We start from the raw sequence: 16,439 nt of genomic DNA on the forward strand, positions 1-16,439 counted from the left end.
GTTTGAAGGTTGTCAGACCTTGTTATCCATCACCACGCCGGTTTTGGCAACCTCACGATAATGCTTGGGCGCATACCCGGTTGTTTCCTTGAACAGTTTGTTGAAATTGGAGATCGTTTTGTAACCACAGTTGTAGGCTATCTCTGAAATGGTCCAGTCGCTGTCCAGAAGCAGTCTGCATGCATTGCTGATGCGCACCTGGTTGAGGTATTCCACAAAATGGATCTTGTTGCGCTTTTTAAACAGGCGGCAAAAGCTCTGGGGGGTAAGGTTGGTCAATCGCGACACATCCTTCAGCTGGATATCGGTGCGGAAGTTTTCATTAACGAAGCGATACACCTCGCAGAGCCTGTCCTTTTCCTTGCCTCTTTCGTGATTGATAAGTTCTTCCGCGTTGAGCGGGATGAGATCTGCAGAGCCGGAAAGTTCGTGGAGCAATTGTAGCAGGCAGAGGATCTTTTCAAATCCTTTGGCCACCAGGATGCGTTCCATGAGCGTGACAACTTTCTCGCGGGTCACACCATGTATACTCAGGCCGCTGCCTGATTTGGTAAGCAGTTCCCGGATAGCCGTGGCTTCCTGGAGGTTGAAGATGCCAGACTCGAGGATGCTGGGATGAAAATATAGGATCAGCGATCGCGCTCTTTTATCTGCCCGGCCTTCCATGAACATTTCATCATTGATCCAAACATGCGGCAGTTGTGGTCCGATCAACACCATATCACCGGGTTCAAAAGGTTCGATACCGTTGCCGATTATCCTTTTCCCAAAACTTTCCCTTACATACACGAGTTCAAATTCCGGGTGTACATGGAGGGGAGAGTTGAAAAAATGCTCGTTCCTTTCCAATACGGTAAAAAGGGTATTGAGCTTTAGCGCAATTTCCGTTTCCAGTATTTTCATATCACATCATCAGGTGTTTGGCAAATTAGGTTTTTTCGGACGAGTAGGAAACTTTCCCTTAAATTAGATAGTTTTATAGCAATCAACGATTCATGACCCCTTCTGCCAATACACCGAAGGTGCAACCCTTATTGTCCACTCAACTGGCTGTATCTCAACGGTTTTCGCAATATTTTGGATCCGAGCCCGACTTTCTTGTCAGTTCTCCCGGCCGAATCAACCTGATCGGCGAACATACCGACTATAATAATGGCTTTGTGTTGCCGGCTGCGATCGACAAGCAAACTTTTCTGGCGATCAGCCGGCGAACAGATAATGATCTTCACCTGCTGGCAACGGATCTCGATGAAACCTGGCAGGGAAGCCTTTCCCAGGTGGGTACGCCGGTTGGCAACTGGACAGACTACCTGGTTGGCGTGATCGACCAGTTGCATCGCAGGGGCGTCCGGATCAGCGGCGTTAATATTGCCATGGGCGGAAATATACCGGTCGGAGCCGGTCTATCCTCTTCGGCAGCAATGGAGTGCTGCATGATTTTCGCCCTGAACGAAATGTTCCGGCTGGGGCTGACCAGGCTCGAAATGGTTCGCATTGCCCAGGCTGCAGAAAACCAGTATGTAGGGGTGAAATGCGGCATCATGGATCAGTTTGCCTCAGTATTCGGGAAAAAAGGACATGCACTGCTGCTTGACTGCCGCAGCATGAAGTCAGAATATGTTCCCCTTGATCTGCACCAGCATGCGATCCTGTTGCTGGATACCCGCGTAAAACATTCCCTGGCTTCCGGAGAATACAATATCCGGCGGGAGCAGTGTGAAATGGGGGTTCGTGCACTTAGGAAAGTATATCCGCAGGTACAAAGCCTGCGGGATGCCAACCGGGCCATGATTGAATATACCCTGAAAGATATCGTTCCCGAACTTGTTTACCTCCGCTGTAAATATGTAGTGGAGGAAAACCTGCGCCTGCAGGTCGGTACGGAAGCCCTTCGCCGGAATGACCTGGTCAGTTTCGGGAAGAAGATGTTTGCTTCGCATACCGGTCTCAGTAAACTGTATGATGTCAGTTGCCCGGAACTCGACTTTCTCGTGGAGCTTGCCCGGGAGGAACATGCGATTATCGGCGCCCGCATGATGGGTGGAGGATTTGGTGGCTGCACCATTAATATCATCCGCAAACCCTTTATCAATGAGGTAGTGGATAGAATGGGCAAAGCCTTTTTCCTGCGGTTCGGCCAGGAACCGTTGGCGCATATCTGCAATCTGGCCGATGGCACACAATTGATCAGCAACAAATAACATATTCCAGGGAAATGCAGTATTTTGCCCGACTTATATGCTCTCTGCCAAAGCACAATATGCCATTCATGCCCTGACATACCTGGGTGAACAATATCAGGCAGGTTTTATTCCCATCAACCAGATCGCTGAAAAACGGAAAATCCCGGCCAAGTTCCTGGAAGCTATCCTGCTTGAACTGCGGAAAGCCGGTATACTTGGCAGTAAGGCGGGCAAAAACGGGGGATACTACCTGCTCAAGCATCCCCGGCAAATTCCTATGGTGCAGGTGCTCCGGCTGATGGACGGTCCTATTGCCCTGTTGCCCTGCGTCAGCAAGATGTTCTACGAACCCTGCCGGCTTTGTCCCTACTCAGAAGGACAATGTAATATCCGGCAGATTTTTTTCGAAGTCCGTGATGCCACCCTGCAGGTAATCGAGGGCAAATCTTTGCATGACCTGATGCAGAAGAACAATGGTTCGGACGACTTTGTAATCTAATACTTTATTGATATTCAATTAATTACAGGTATATTCGATGAATGGTAGTAACAATTCCTATTAAAATGATAGGAGTTGTGGTATTTGTAATTATCTTTGGTGTGTTCGGTAAACCAACTTGTGTCTATGACCTCTGCCAGTTTGATGCTACCCGCAAACCTGTTTTCTATAGCTGAACAGGAGCAGGTGCAGCAATTGATTCAGAAATTTAATAACCAGCAGCTGCAATGGCTGGCCGGTTACCTGACGGGACTGCAACACAGTAACCAGCAGTTACTGCAATTGATCAACCGCATCCCGGTTCCCCAGGAATCCCTCGCCAGTGAACCGCTTCCTGCCACCGATCCGGTGACTGTATTGTTTGGCTCCAAGAGCGGAAACAGTAAGAAAATTGCAAAAAATCTCCACGATAAACTGATCGCCCGAGGCTTTACTGCCGTGTTACAGGATATGAACCAGTACCAGGGTGCAAAACTCAAGGAGGAAAAATGGCTTTTCGTCGTCGTGAGTACACATGGCGAAGGTGATCCTCCGCCCGCAGCGGAAGACCTGCACAGTTTTGTACACAACCGCAAAGCACCGCTGATGAAGGAAACCCAGTATGCCGTACTGGCCCTGGGCGACAGAAGTTACGCGAGCTATTGCAAGACCGGAAAGGATTTTGACGCCCGGTTCAATGCGTTACAGGCTACCCGCCTGATCGATTGCATGGAAGCGGATGTAGATTATGAAGAAACAGCCGATGCCTGGACCGAAGCGGTGTTGTCACGTTTGCAGGACAAATTCGGTGCAGGTGCCCCGAAACCGGCAGCCACTAACGGTCATGCCGCTGTGGTAAACGGAACCGTAGCAAAACCAGCGGTTGCCTATACCCGTAAAAATCCATTCAAAGCGACCGTCCTGGAGAAGATCCAGCTCAACGGACGCGGCTCAGCAAAGGAAACCTACCACGTAGAACTGTCCCTTGAGGGAAGCGGCCTTTCCTACCAGCCTGGTGATACAGTTGGCATCTGGGTAGAGAACGAACCAACGCTCGTCAACGGGTTGTTATCCTACAGGAAATGGGATCCCCATACCATCATCATCCGGAAAGATACGCCGGTTGCGGTGGGTGACTTCTTACTGAAAAATGCTGAACTGACTACTGTCAGCGGCAGCTTTCTGAATGCTTACCTTCCTTATATATCAGATCCTGCTGACGCACATGCCCTGAAGGGAATTTTGACTGACAAGCAGGAGCTGTCGGCATATGTATTCGGGAAAGACATCTGGGATGTGTTGCAACAGTTCCCGGCACAGATTTCCGTGGAGGATTTCTGCCAGATCGTGTTGCCCCTGCAACCGCGGCTTTATTCCATTGCAAGCTCTTTCAAGGCACATCCTGATGAAGTACATTTAACCGTTGGCCGCGTACAGTACCAGCATCGAACGCGGCTGCATCGCGGGGTGGCATCAAACTTTGTTTCCGATTTCCTGGAAGTGGGTTCTGAAGTACCGGTGTTTATTGAGACAAATGAATCATTCAGGCTCCCGGAAAACGGCAGCACCCATGTTATTATGGTGGGACCCGGTACTGGAATCGCTCCGTTCAGGGCGTTTGTGGAAGAAAGGGCAGAAGAGGGTTCGGGAGGAAAGAACTGGCTCTTTTTCGGGGATCAGCATTTTACTACCGATTTCCTTTACCAGACAGAATGGCAACGGTTTATTAAACAGGGGAACCTGCAGAAAATGAATACTGCATTCAGCCGCGATACCCGTCAGAAAGTTTACGTTCAGCACAGGATGCAGCAGCACAGTTCAGAACTCTATCGCTGGCTGGAAGAAGGGGCGCATTTCTATGTTTGCGGTGACGCTAAGAGGATGGCAAAAGATGTTAAGCAAAGCCTCATCAATATTGTTCAGCAGGAGGGAGGAAAAGACGAAGCAGCTGCAGCTGAATATGTAAAACAACTCGTGAAAACCGGCAGATACCAGGAGGATACCTATTAAGCAGAAATTATGGCGCTCAACCAGGATAAATCAAAACTCAGCGAAGTAGAGCATATCAAGGAGAAAAGCAAATACCTTGAAGGCACTATTCAGGACAGTCTGAAAGACGAAGTGACCGGCAATCTTTATGCGCAGGACCAGCAGCTTATCAAGTTCCATGGAAGCTATGTGCAAAGCGACCGGGAGCTGGATAAAGAACGCAAAGCGCAAAAACTGGAACCACTTTATTCCTTTATGATCCGGGTAAGGGTGCCGGGAGGCGTGGCTACTCCGGAGCAATGGCTGGTAATTGACGAACTTGCCACCAAATATGGCATGCCAACCCTGAAGCTGACTACCCGTCAGGCATTTGAACTGCACAATATCTATAAGCATGATCTGAAGCAGACCATTAAAGAGATCAATGCCTCAGCGCTGGATTCTATTGCAGCCTGCGGTGATGTGAACCGGAATGTGATGAATTCAGTGAATCCCTATACTTCAGCTATCCACGAAGATGTGCAACAGGTTGCCCTTCGTGTAAGTGAACACCTCACGCCGCGTACAACAGCCTATTATAAGATCTGGGTAAATGAAGAACAGGTGGTAGGGCCTGAAGAGGAAGCCCCCATTGATGAACCGATCTACGGAAAAACTTATTTGCCCCGTAAATTCAAGATTACATTCGCTATCCCCCCTTATAACGATACTGACGTATTTGCGCACGATATTGGCCTGATTGCAATCGAAGAAAATGAAAAGCTCATAGGCTTCAATATAGTGATTGGTGGAGGAATGGGCATGACCTTCGGTGATGATTCTACCTATCCCAGGATAGGGAATGTTATCGGTTTTGCACCATCTGAAAATATTCCTGATATCTGTGAGAAGATCGTCACAGTTCAGCGCGATTATGGTAATCGTGAAAATCGGAAAAACTCACGGTTTAAATATACTATTGACCGGCTGGGACTTGATTTTATCCGGAAGGAAATCAATGACCGGCTGGGATATGAGCTCGCTCCTGCGCGGCCTTTTGAGTTTACTACCAACGGTGATTCCTATGGCTGGATAAAGGGCAGGAACGGCAAATGGTTCAATACCCTTTATATTGAAGGAGGCCGGGTGAAGGATACTGATCTGTTCCAGCTTCGGAAGGGCCTTCGTGCCATTGCACAGATCCTCGAAGGCGGTGATTTCCGGCTAACGGGTAACCAGAATGTGGTTATCGGCAATGTGTCAGAAGCGCTGAAACCTGAAGTGGATAAACTGCTTGTTCAATACGGTATTGTTGCCCACCAGGAAGTGAGCAGCCTTCATAAGCATTCCATTGCCTGTGTGGCGCTGAATCTTTGTCCCCTGGCCAACAGCGAAGCAGAACGTTATCTGCCATCGCTGATCAACAGGATCCATGGTTTGCTGGAGAAAAACAGTATTGGCGAAGAACCAATTACGATCCGCATGACGGGTTGCCCGAATGGGTGCGGCCGTCCTTATCTCGGCGAGATCGGCTTTGTCGGTCGTGCACCAGGTAAATACAATCTATATCTTGGCGCGTCATTCAATGGCGACCGGCTCAATGTTCTGTATAAGGAAGCACTTGATGAAGCAGAAATTTTGCAGACACTTGATCCGCTGATCGCTTCATTTGCGAAAGAAAAACATGCCGACGAACATTTTGGCGACTATGTTGTCAGAAAACAAATCGTTCAGCATATCAATTAAATATGATCGCAGTAGCAGGAATCAGTCACACCAGCGCGGGCTTTGAAAGCCTGGCCACTTTTACGGGAAAGTATACCCGAAAGGAAGAGGCATCTCTGCACCTTTCGGGTCAGATCTGGGTGGAGACCTGCAACCGTATTGAATTATACGCGGAACTGGAAAAAACATCACAGCAGGAAATTGAAAACATCCTGTTAAGACAATTTGGCCTGACGCAGAAACCGGCTGGTTTTTACGTGTATACAGGAGGGGACGCAATTTTTCACCTGTTGAAAGTTGCTGCGGGACTGGATTCGGCAGTTCTTGGCGAAGACCAGGTGCTTGCTCAGTTAAAACAGTCCTTTCAACGTGCGGCTGAAGCAAGAATGACCTCACCTTACCTGAATAAGGTGTTCCACAAGACTTTCGCTACCGGAAAACAGGTACGAAGCCTCACCGGAATCAACAAGGGGAACCGCTCAGTTGCTTCTATTTCTGTGTCACTTGCTGACCGGTTCCTGCGGGATAACCAGTTGTCCAAGAATGCCTGCATTCTTGTTCTTGGAGCCGGAGAAACAGGTAATCTCCTGACCGAAATCCTGGTCGATAAAAAATACAGGCAGATCCGTATCTGGAACCGCACGGCGGATCGCGCCATTGAACTTTCGAGCCGTTTTGGGCTGGAGACAGTTGCCACCAGTAGCCTGCCTTCAGCTTACCAGGATGCAGATATCGTACTGGTTGCCACTTCCAGCAAGAAAACATTGATCGATTACCAGGTTGAAGGCACAAGGAAACAACGTCTGTTGATTGATCTCTCCATGCCCTTCCAGGTTAAACCCGGAACAATTATTCCCGGTACAACGCATTTTAACCTGAGCCAGATCACTGCAATTCGTGAACAAACGGACAAGAGCCGTCAGAAAGCGGTGGAAGATGCCCTGCAACTGGTTTATGCCGCGCAACAGGAAATTCTCAGCTGGCAGGATCAGAAATGGGTGGCACAAACACTTTCACAGTGGAGAAGCCTTTTGCAAATGGTGCAGGAGAGGCAGATTCGTGATTTTATGCGCGATAATCCTGATGCTAATCCTGAACACCTGCAGGAATTGGCGATCCGCATGAGCAGCCAGGTACTGAAGCAACTTGCATGGACGATCCGGCAGCAACAGCTGACAGATGAAGGAAGCCAGTGGTCGAAATTGCTGGCAACTGTTGAACCATACGAACAACTGAACTGATGCAGAACGCTACGACCATAGGGAAAGTATACATTACCGGCGCTGGCCCCGGTGACCCTCAACTGCTCACGCTGCGCGCCCGTACCGTGATCGAACTGGCGGATGTTATTCTGTATGACAACCTGGTTAACCAGGAGATACTGGATTGGTCCCGCCCGGATGCGATAAAGATCTCCGTCGGAAAACTGCCGTATTGTTCCGTGATCACCCAGGAAACCATTCACCAGTGGATGCTCGATCATGCATTGGAAGGCAGACAGGTGGTGCGGCTGAAAGGTGGCGATCCGTTGATTTTCGGCAGGGGAGCGGAAGAGGCAGCATTTCTTCAGGAAAATGGCGTGTCTTTCGAGATCATTCCCGGAGTAACCAGCAGCCTGGCTGCCGCTGCCTATGCAGGAATCCCCCTGACACACAGGGAAAATGCACAGATGGTATTGCTGGCAACCGGACATACGAAGAGGGGAACAAACAAAGGCCTTGATTTCGACTGGGATCAGCTGGCCGCATTTAAGGGAACGATTGTTTTTTATATGGGCGTTAAACACCTGGAACAGATCGCTGAAAGCCTGGTAAAGGCCGGCAAAGCGGACGGGACGCCGGCTGCGGTAGTGGAAAACGGGAGTTTGCCACACCAGAGGGTGATAACAGGTAATTTGTCGGACATTGCAGCGTTATCCAAAGCAGCCGCCGTAACCACTCCGGCACTGCTTCTCGTGGGAGAAGTGGTGAAATATCACCAACAGCTGAATTGGTTTGCTGCGGTACAGTCCATTCACCAACAGGCAATCGCATGAAAAATGATCGTATGACATTATTACACGGCTACATATTGAGCTCGTCGGTACCGAAAAAGAAGCAGGTAATCGACTTCGCCCAGGAACTGGTCGACTATCTTTTTCCAGTAGTAGAAAACGAAAAGACCTACGAAGCAAAACATCGTAAGAAACTTGACAGTTTAAAGAATCTTTTCTCCGAGATCCTTTTTGCTTTCAGTGAAAATTATAACCTTAACCAGGAGACCATCAGTGAACAGTTCTTTGATTCGATCGACCAGGTAAAGGCAGATCTCCTTGAAGACGCCAGTGCCCTGCAGCAATTTGACCCTGCAGCCAAATCACTGGAGGAAGTTGTGCTGACCTACCCGGGATTTATGGCAGTAACTGCATACCGGGTTTCAAATGTGTTGTACCGCCTCGGCCTGCCATTGGTGCCGAGGATCATCAGCGAGTGGGCACATTCCACTACCGGCATTGACATTCATCCCGGTGCAACGATCGGGGTGCCGTTTATGATCGATCATGGTACAGGTGTGGTCATCGGAGAAACTTCCGTGATCGGTAAGAATGTAAAGATCTACCAGGGAGTTACGATCGGAGCCCTGGCTGTAAAAAAAGAAGAAGCAGAAGTAAAACGTCATCCTACCATTGAGGATAACGTAATTGTATATGCGAACAGTACCATTTTGGGGGGCAAGACTGTGATTGGCCGGGAAAGCATTATCGGCGGTAACTGTTTTATTGTGGATTCCGTTCCGGCATTGAGCCTGGTTTATCATCAACCCATCATCACCGTTAAAAACAAAAAGGACTTTACCGAGCCGCTAAACTGGATCATCTGAGTCCTGAACCCCCCAAAAAATAAAAAACCATGATTGCAGCAAACATTCTTGAAACAATCGGCAACACGCCTCACGTAAGAATCAACCGCCTTTTCGGCAACGGCCACGACGTGTACATCAAGCTGGAGAGGGCAAACCCCGGAGCAAGCATCAAGGATCGTATCGCATTGTCTATGGTGGAAGATGCAGAAAAGAAAGGCATCCTTCACAAAGACAGTGTGATCATCGAGCCGACTTCCGGGAACACTGGTATCGGACTCGCACTGGTTGCTGCAGTTAAAGGTTATAAGATCATCCTGGTAATGCCGGAAAGCATGAGCATTGAACGCCGCCGGCTGATGAGTCTCTATGGAGCAAGTTTTGAACTGACGCCCAGGGAGAAAGGCATGAAAGGTGCGATTGAGAAAGCAAAAGAATTGTGCGCAGCAACACCCCACAGCTGGATGCCGCAACAGTTCGACAACCCTGCCAATACAGACATACACCGCAAAACTACAGCAGAAGAAATTGCAAAGGATTTCCCTGACGGGCTTGATTATATCATTACTGGTGTTGGTACCGGTGGCCACATTACAGGATGCGCAGAAATACTGAAGCAGAAATTTCCAAAGCTGAAGGTGTTTGCGGTAGAACCTGAGCTGTCGCCGATTTTAAGTGGCGGATCACCGTCTCCTCACCCCATCCAGGGCATTGGTGCCGGCTTTATCCCCAGTATCTATAATGCCAACGTGATCGACGGTGTGATCACGGTTAGCAAGGATGATGCATTTGGTTATGCCCAGCGGGCTGCAAAGGAAGAAGGTATCTTTGGCGGCATCTCAACGGGCGCTGCACTTGCGGCTGTTGCAAAAAAACTGCAGGATATTCCTGCCGGCAGTAAAGTACTGACGTTTAATTATGACACCGGTGAACGTTATCTGTCCATCGACGGTTTATATTGATTATTGATCACAATGACCACTGAAGCTTTAAATAAAGACCTGATCTCCCTGTCTGCCGCGGACAGACTGCGGCTGATCTGCAGCCTCTACCCCGAAGGTGTCGTGTTCTCGACATCACTTGGACAGGAAGATCAGGTGCTTACCCACCTGATTGCCCGGCAACAATTGCCGGTTGAAATATTTACGCTGGATACGGGCCGGCTTTTCCAGGAGACTTATGATATCATGGACCGTACGATTGCCCGTTATAAAGTAACCATCAGGACGTATTTTCCTGATACTGCCAGGGTAGAAGAACTGGTTACCCGCAAAGGGCCGAACAGTTTTTACGAATCAGTGGAAAACAGGAAAGAGTGCTGCTTTATCCGCAAGGTGGAACCCCTTAACCGGGCGCTTAAAGGAGCTAAAGTGTGGATAACAGGATTGAGGGCAGAACAAAGCGAGAACCGCCATAACCTGTCCATCGCCGAGTGGGACGAGTCAAGGCAGCTGTTGAAAGTGAACCCGCTGCTGGACTGGACCTATGAAGAGATGCTGTCGTTCATCGAAAAGGAGAATATACCCTATAATAAACTGCACGATAAAGGATTTCCCAGCATAGGATGCGCTCCCTGCACCAGGGCAATTGAGCCGGGTGAAGATATAAGGGCCGGCAGATGGTGGTGGGAAGCATCCCAGAAAGAATGCGGATTGCACCAGGAAAAAGTTCATTCATAAAGACCACAAGAAAGATTAGTATGTCAAGCACGTCAACCATACCCGCATTTCCCCGGATGTTAGAGGATGAGAGTATTTACATAATGCGGGAAGTGGCAGCACAATTTGAAAAGCCTGCCCTGTTGTTCAGCGGTGGTAAGGATTCCATCACCCTGGTAAGACTGGCCCAGAAAGCTTTCTGGCCGGGAAAAATTCCTTTTCCGCTGGTACATGTAGATACCGGCCATAATTTTCCCGAAACTATTGCATTCCGCGACTGGCTGGTAAAGCAAACTGGTGCTGAACTGATTGTAAGATACGTGCAGGATAGCATCGACGCCGGAAAAGTTAAGGAAGAAACCGGTAAATACGCCAGCAGGAACGTACTGCAGACAGTAACATTGCTGGATACCATTGAAGAGTTCAAATTCGATGCCTGCATCGGTGGTGCCCGCCGTGATGAAGAAAAAGCCCGCGCAAAGGAAAGGATCTTTTCCGTACGGGATGACTTCGGTCAATGGGATCCCAAAAAGCAAAGGCCGGAACTTTTCGACCTGCTGAACGGCAAAATAAATATTGGCGAAAACGTACGCGTTTTCCCGATCAGCAACTGGACAGAACTGGATGTATGGACTTACATCAAGGAAGAAAACATGGCGATCCCGTCCATTTACTATACCCACAAGCGGGAAGTGATTGAGCGGGATGGTATGATCTGGCCTTACAGTGATTTTTTGAACACTTCGGAAGACGAAGTGCCTTTTGAAGAAATTGTTCGTTTCAGAACGGTGGGAGATATGACCTGCACTGCAGCAGTTGCATCTACTGCCAATCATGTTGACGATATTATCCGTGAAATTCTTGCTGCTAAAATATCCGAACGAGGCGCACGTATGGATGACAAACGCAGCGAGGCCGCCATGGAGCAACGCAAAAAAGAGGGATACTTTTAAAAAAAGTATCCCCGCTTAAAGCGTTTTTTTTTGGAATATTAATCTACTAAAAAACTAGAGTAAATGCAACGCAACCTGACAATTAGAGTGCGTACGACGTTCGACCGATGTTGTTGTTAACTGCTGATTTTATGCTGACCCAAAACAACAAACAACAACTGCCAAAAAAGAAAAAAAATGAAACGTCAACACTTTAATAAACTTTACCTGCTGATCATTCTGATCACATCAACCGCCATATCGCCGCTTTATGCACAGCTGAATGGCTCCTTCGTTATCTCCGGTCGTGTAACCGATGACCAGGGGCACGCGCTGGAAGCGGTTTCTGTTCAGATCCTTGATACACAGTTCGGATCCGTAACAGACAGTCTTGGTTATTTCAAACTGGTAGGCAACAAGCCATTTCCATTCACGCTGCGATTTACCAATGTCGGTTTCGCACCAAAAGATGTACTGGTAAAATCGCTGAACGACAAAGTGAGCGTCCAGCTGTTCAGCCAGTCACTGATCGCCAATGAGGTGGTAGTGACCGCGAGCCGGCAGGCAGAAAAACTGCTGCGTTCACCGGTTACTATTGAGAAGCTGGATATCAGGGCCCTGAAAGAGACACCCGCGCCATCATTCTATGATGCATTGGGTAACCTGAAAGGGATTCAGCTGACCACTTCTTCACTCACTTTCAAGATCCCCAATGCCAGGGGGTTTAATATTCCCAACAACTTCCGGTTCATGCAGCTGGTTGATGGTGTTGACATGCAGGCTGCTACGCTGGGTGTTCCGCTGGGCAATGCCATCGGGCCGACCGAACTGGATATTGCCAGTGTGGAAGTAACACCGGGCGCAGCCAGTGCGCTGTACGGCATGAACGCCATTAACGGTATGGCCAACCTGATTACCAAGAATCCTTTTAATTCACAGGGATTGAGCGTTTATCAGCGTACCGGTGTGAACCATGTTGATGGAAAAGATCATGCTGCAAGCGTAATGACGGAGACTGCTATCCGGTATGCGCAGGCTTTCAACAATAAGTTTGCCTTTAAGCTAAACTTCAGTTATCTCCACGGAACCGACTGGGTGAGCAACAATGCAACTGATCAGAACACCAATGACAAGAACACTGCCAATCCCGGTTTTCCCGAGCTGAATGGCTCGAATAACGCCGCGTATGATGCCTGGAACAAATATGGTGACGAGAACAATAACGCTGTAACGGTGAGCGGTGTGAACTACCAGGGTTCGAATCAGACCTTCCTCGTTCGTCGTACCGGCTATTGGGAAAAAGACCTCGTGCATCCCCAGGTGGATAACCTTAAGGCCGATGTAGGTCTGTATTACCGTTTCAAACCCAGCCTGGAGTTGTCCTACGGCTACAGGGTAGGCAAGATGGATGGTATTTTCCAGCGGGGTAATAAAGTGCAGCTGGACAATGTGATCGTTCAGAACCACAGGCTGGAACTCAAAGGAAAAAACTTTAGCGCACGTACATATGTGAGTATTGAAAATACAGGTGATTCCTATAACCTGAAACCATTGTCTGACAACCTTGACCTGACACATTTGTCCAACAACGCCTGGAGGGATAAATTTAAGGCCAGTCTTCAGAATTCATTGAATAATGGTGTAGATCTCGCTTCCGCTATGTCGGTGGCCCGTACTGATGCTGATGCCGGCCGTGTAGAACCCGGAACGCCCGAATTCGATCAGTTGAAAAAGACGATCATTGGGATCAATAACTGGGATCACGCGAATGCAGGGATTGCAGGAGCACCTCCCACCGGCGGTGCGTGGTTGAAACAACGCAGCCGTATGTATCATGCAGATGCGCAATGGGATTTGAGTGATAAGGTAAAATGGTTCAACCTGCTTGTAGGTGGTGACCTGCGGATCTATGAAGTGATTCCTGATGGCAACAACTTTGTTGATTTCAGCCGCCCTGTTGATCAGCGCAACAAACCAGTTGAAGTAGACGGAAAAGTTCCGGATTCTTCTGACTTCGGCAGCAATGTCTATTATAAGAAATACGGGTTCTTTGCTCAGGTAACCAAAACATTCTTCAATGAAAAGCTGAAAGTGTTTGCTTCCCTGCGTTTTGACCATAACCTGGAATTCTCACCAAAATTCAATCCCAGGGCGGCAGTTGTATACAGTCCGAACGAGCACCACAATTTCCGTTTTGCTGTTCAGAACGGTTATCGGTTCCCCGCGTTGTTTGAGGCGCTTTCTTTCGTGAACAACGGTAACGTTCGCAGGGTGGGTGGTCTTTCCTTTATCAACGAGGGGCTTGGTTACCTGGATAACTCCTATACGCTGACTTCTGTAAACAACTTCAATGCAGCAGTAAACAAAGATGTAACAGCGGGCATGACCCAGAATGACGCTGCACTGAAGAACCGTGATCTGCTTGCAGTTACTGACCTTGCTCCCACTCAACCGGAAAAGATCGTTTCTTTTGAAGCGGGTTACAAGGGCGTGTTCCAGGAAGGTCGTCTGTTTGTGGACCTTGATTTTTATCACAATACATATACAGGCTTCTTAGGCCAGGTGGAAGTTTCAGTTCCCAAGGATGGCCAGGTGGGTTCTGACGAGGCAGTCGTTGATATGCTGGCGTCCAACCGTTCCAAGCAAACCCGTTACCGCGTATTCACCAATGCGAAGAATACTTACCGGAACTACGGTTCTGCACTCGCGGTTACTTACCGGTTCTACCGGAAGTTTACTGTTTCCGGTAACGTCAGCTACAATAATATCAAAACCAACAAAACATCAGATGTTTTTGTAACTGCCTTCAATACGCCGAAATGGTCAACCAACCTTTCCGTTGGAAACCGTGAAATAGTAAAGAACCTGGGTTTCAATGTGGTGTGGAAATGGCAGGATTCATTCCTGTGGGAAAGCCCCCTTGCAAATGGCGTTGTGCCATCATTCAGCACTATCGATGCTCAGGTTACCTACAGGATTCCGCAATGGAAAGCGACCATCAAAGTGGGCGGTTCCAACTTGTTCAATCAGCGGTATTTCCAGTATGCTGCCGGTCCGACGATCGGAGGCCTCTACTATACAACCATCGTTCTGGACGGATTATTCTCGAAAGCCGATGGCTCAGTTAAATAATAACATTTTGTACATTGTATGATGTCACCCCAACCAGCCAATAATCTTTACCCAGTTTTTCTGCAACTGAACCGCCTGAAAGTGTTGGTGGTCGGGGGCGGTCATGTAGGAGAGGAGAAACTTAATTCCCTCTTGCTATCTTGCCCGGATGCAAATATTACCCTGGTGGCCATCACGATCAGTGATGCCATCAGGGACCTTGCTGTAAAACATCCGACACTTGTACTGCATCAAAAACCATTTGTTCCGGGAGATTTGTTTGAGATGGATGTGGTGATTGCGGCAACCAATGATGCTGAACTGAATGCAATGGTGAAGCAGTCTGCCAATGACGCGGGTGTACTGGCGAATATTGCCGATACACCTGAGCTGTGTGATTTCTACCTGGGGAGTATTGTAAACAAGGGTGACCTGAAAATTGCAATCAGCACCAATGGCAAGTCACCCACCATAGCGAAACGCCTCAAGGAACTGTTCAACGATGCCATTCCTCCTGAAATGGATCAGGTACTGGACAATATGCAGCAGATTCGTTTACGCATGAACGGAAATTTTGCGGACAAGGTGAAAAAACTGAACGAAATCACAGGCGTGCTGGTCGCAGAAAGCAGTCCGTCGAAAGTGAGTGCGGAAAGAAAATGGAAAAAGATCGCCTCCCGGCTGGTCCTTCTGTTTACAGCAATGATCATTGGCCATGTTATCCTTTCTTCCGTTCCGCTACCACCGATCGGAGAAATCTGGGCAACAGCCAGCAGCTACGTGACGCGGGAATTCCTCTTCTTTATACTGGCCGGTTTTCTTGCGCAGCTCGTAGACGGCCTGCTTGGAATGGGATACGGCGTTACTTCTGCTACCTGTCTTATTACGGCAGGCGTAAATCCAGTTGCTGTGAGTGCAGCGATACATACCTCGGAGATCTTCTCCGCAGGAGTGAGCGGTTACAGTCACTATCGTTTCGGTAATGTAAACAGGAAACTATTCAAACATCTCGTGATCCCGGGTGTGATCGGTGCAGTGTTAGGTGCTGCCATGCTGGTCATCCTGGGTGAACATGCCGGGAAATGGCTGATGCCGATTATTGCCCTTTATGCCATGTTCCTTGGTATCAAGATCTTCAGCCGTGCCTTCCAGATCAAACAGAATAACAGCCGGAAAATCCGCCGCGTGGGATGGCTGGCGTGGTGCGGCGGATTCCTCGATTCCTTTGGCGGCGGCGGATGGGGTCCGATTGTAACGAGCACACTGATTTCAAAAGGCAGAAGCCCCCGGTATACGATCGGTACTGTAAGCCTTACGGAGTTTTTTGTGACACTTGCCAGTGCAGCAACCTTCTTCTTTACTGCCGGTATAAGTCACCTTGCCGTGGTGATCGGGCTGCTGATGGGAGGATCCATTGCTGCACCGATATCCGCTAAACTCGCAGGAAAACTTCCTGCCAAAACCATGATGATCGGTGTGGGTGTGATTGTAATGATCTGGAGTATCAGGCTGATTGTGAAAACATTTCTATAATGATTAATTTTGA

13 protein-coding genes are annotated in these 16,439 nt (G+C 48.7%); 12 read left to right on the forward strand and 1 reads right to left on the reverse strand.

The annotated features are described in order from the left end of the window. Positions 1-12 precede the first annotated feature (12 nt). Positions 13-903, reverse strand: coding sequence for an AraC family transcriptional regulator (locus FPE01S_RS14815; protein WP_046369690.1), 891 nt, complete (start codon positions 901-903; stop codon positions 13-15). Between the two features lie 92 nt (positions 904-995). Here FPE01S_RS14815 and galK point away from each other — a divergent pair, with 92 nt between their 5' ends. The 12 genes from galK (at position 996) to FPE01S_RS14875 (ending at position 16,426) form a co-directional block, all read left to right on the forward strand. Beyond that, the gene (gene galK, locus FPE01S_RS14820) at positions 996-2,201 is read left to right on the forward strand and encodes a galactokinase (RefSeq protein ID WP_083990267.1); all 1,206 of its coding nucleotides are present in this window, start codon (positions 996-998) and stop codon (positions 2,199-2,201) included. A 37-nt stretch (positions 2,202-2,238) separates the two neighbouring features. Next, complete coding sequence (locus FPE01S_RS14825; RefSeq protein ID WP_046369691.1) at positions 2,239-2,682, forward strand: RrF2 family transcriptional regulator; 444 nt, start codon at positions 2,239-2,241, stop codon at positions 2,680-2,682. A gap of 126 nt (positions 2,683-2,808) precedes the next feature. Further along, a complete protein-coding gene (locus FPE01S_RS14830) occupies positions 2,809-4,671 on the forward strand; it encodes an assimilatory sulfite reductase (NADPH) flavoprotein subunit (RefSeq protein WP_046369692.1) in 1,863 nt (620 codons plus the stop codon). 9 nt (positions 4,672-4,680) lie between these two features. After that, the gene (gene cysI / locus FPE01S_RS14835; RefSeq protein ID WP_046369693.1) at positions 4,681-6,375 is read left to right on the forward strand and encodes an assimilatory sulfite reductase (NADPH) hemoprotein subunit; all 1,695 of its coding nucleotides are present in this window, start codon (positions 4,681-4,683) and stop codon (positions 6,373-6,375) included. A 2-nt stretch (positions 6,376-6,377) separates the two neighbouring features. Further along, entirely contained in the window at positions 6,378-7,595 is a 1,218-nt protein-coding gene (hemA, locus tag FPE01S_RS14840; protein ID WP_046369694.1) for a glutamyl-tRNA reductase, read from the forward strand. Then, positions 7,595-8,389 (forward strand): uroporphyrinogen-III C-methyltransferase, encoded by a 795-nt coding sequence (cobA, locus tag FPE01S_RS14845; RefSeq protein WP_052955820.1) that lies wholly within the window; start codon positions 7,595-7,597, stop codon positions 8,387-8,389. The genes hemA and cobA overlap by 1 nt, the downstream gene beginning before the upstream one ends. Positions 8,390-8,400: 11 nt before the next feature. Then, entirely contained in the window at positions 8,401-9,213 is an 813-nt protein-coding gene (epsC, locus tag FPE01S_RS14850) for a serine O-acetyltransferase EpsC (protein ID WP_217998214.1), read from the forward strand. Positions 9,214-9,242: 29 nt separating this feature from the next. Continuing rightward, positions 9,243-10,154: a cysteine synthase A gene (cysK, locus tag FPE01S_RS14855; protein ID WP_046369696.1), complete on the forward strand. Its 912-nt coding sequence runs from the start codon at positions 9,243-9,245 to the stop codon at positions 10,152-10,154. A 12-nt stretch (positions 10,155-10,166) separates the two neighbouring features. Beyond that, positions 10,167-10,871, forward strand: coding sequence for a phosphoadenylyl-sulfate reductase (locus tag FPE01S_RS14860; RefSeq protein WP_046369697.1), 705 nt, complete (start codon positions 10,167-10,169; stop codon positions 10,869-10,871). 20 nt (positions 10,872-10,891) lie between these two features. Continuing rightward, a complete protein-coding gene (gene cysD, locus FPE01S_RS14865) occupies positions 10,892-11,803 on the forward strand; it encodes a sulfate adenylyltransferase subunit CysD (RefSeq protein ID WP_046369698.1) in 912 nt (303 codons plus the stop codon). Positions 11,804-11,980: 177 nt separating this feature from the next. Further along, positions 11,981-14,914: a TonB-dependent receptor gene (locus FPE01S_RS14870; RefSeq protein WP_046369699.1), complete on the forward strand. Its 2,934-nt coding sequence runs from the start codon at positions 11,981-11,983 to the stop codon at positions 14,912-14,914. 18 nt (positions 14,915-14,932) lie between these two features. Continuing rightward, positions 14,933-16,426 carry a TSUP family transporter gene (locus FPE01S_RS14875; RefSeq protein WP_083990268.1) on the forward strand — a complete coding sequence of 498 codons (1,494 nt, stop codon included), beginning with the start codon at positions 14,933-14,935 and terminating at the stop codon, positions 16,424-16,426. The last annotated feature ends 13 nt before the right edge of the window (positions 16,427-16,439 follow it).

This window comes from Flavihumibacter petaseus NBRC 106054, assembly GCF_000974785.1.
Lineage (GTDB): Bacteria > Bacteroidota > Bacteroidia > Chitinophagales > Chitinophagaceae > Flavihumibacter > Flavihumibacter petaseus.

Coding starts and splice junctions, on each gene's coding strand:
- FPE01S_RS14830 (WP_046369692.1), top strand. CDS start 2,809: ATGACCTCTGCCAGTTTGATGCTACCCGCAAACCTGTTTTCTATAGCT.
- cysK (WP_046369696.1), top strand. CDS start 9,243: ATGATTGCAGCAAACATTCTTGAAACAATCGGCAACACGCCTCACGTA.
- cysI (WP_046369693.1), top strand. CDS start 4,681: ATGGCGCTCAACCAGGATAAATCAAAACTCAGCGAAGTAGAGCATATC.
- epsC (WP_217998214.1), top strand. CDS start 8,401: ATGACATTATTACACGGCTACATATTGAGCTCGTCGGTACCGAAAAAG.
- cobA (WP_052955820.1), top strand. CDS start 7,595: ATGCAGAACGCTACGACCATAGGGAAAGTATACATTACCGGCGCTGGC.
- FPE01S_RS14825 (WP_046369691.1), top strand. CDS start 2,239: ATGCTCTCTGCCAAAGCACAATATGCCATTCATGCCCTGACATACCTG.
- hemA (WP_046369694.1), top strand. CDS start 6,378: ATGATCGCAGTAGCAGGAATCAGTCACACCAGCGCGGGCTTTGAAAGC.
- FPE01S_RS14875 (WP_083990268.1), top strand. CDS start 14,933: ATGATGTCACCCCAACCAGCCAATAATCTTTACCCAGTTTTTCTGCAA.
- galK (WP_083990267.1), top strand. CDS start 996: ATGACCCCTTCTGCCAATACACCGAAGGTGCAACCCTTATTGTCCACT.
- FPE01S_RS14815 (WP_046369690.1), bottom strand. CDS start 903: ATGAAAATACTGGAAACGGAAATTGCGCTAAAGCTCAATACCCTTTTT.
- FPE01S_RS14860 (WP_046369697.1), top strand. CDS start 10,167: ATGACCACTGAAGCTTTAAATAAAGACCTGATCTCCCTGTCTGCCGCG.
- cysD (WP_046369698.1), top strand. CDS start 10,892: ATGTCAAGCACGTCAACCATACCCGCATTTCCCCGGATGTTAGAGGAT.
- FPE01S_RS14870 (WP_046369699.1), top strand. CDS start 11,981: ATGAAACGTCAACACTTTAATAAACTTTACCTGCTGATCATTCTGATC.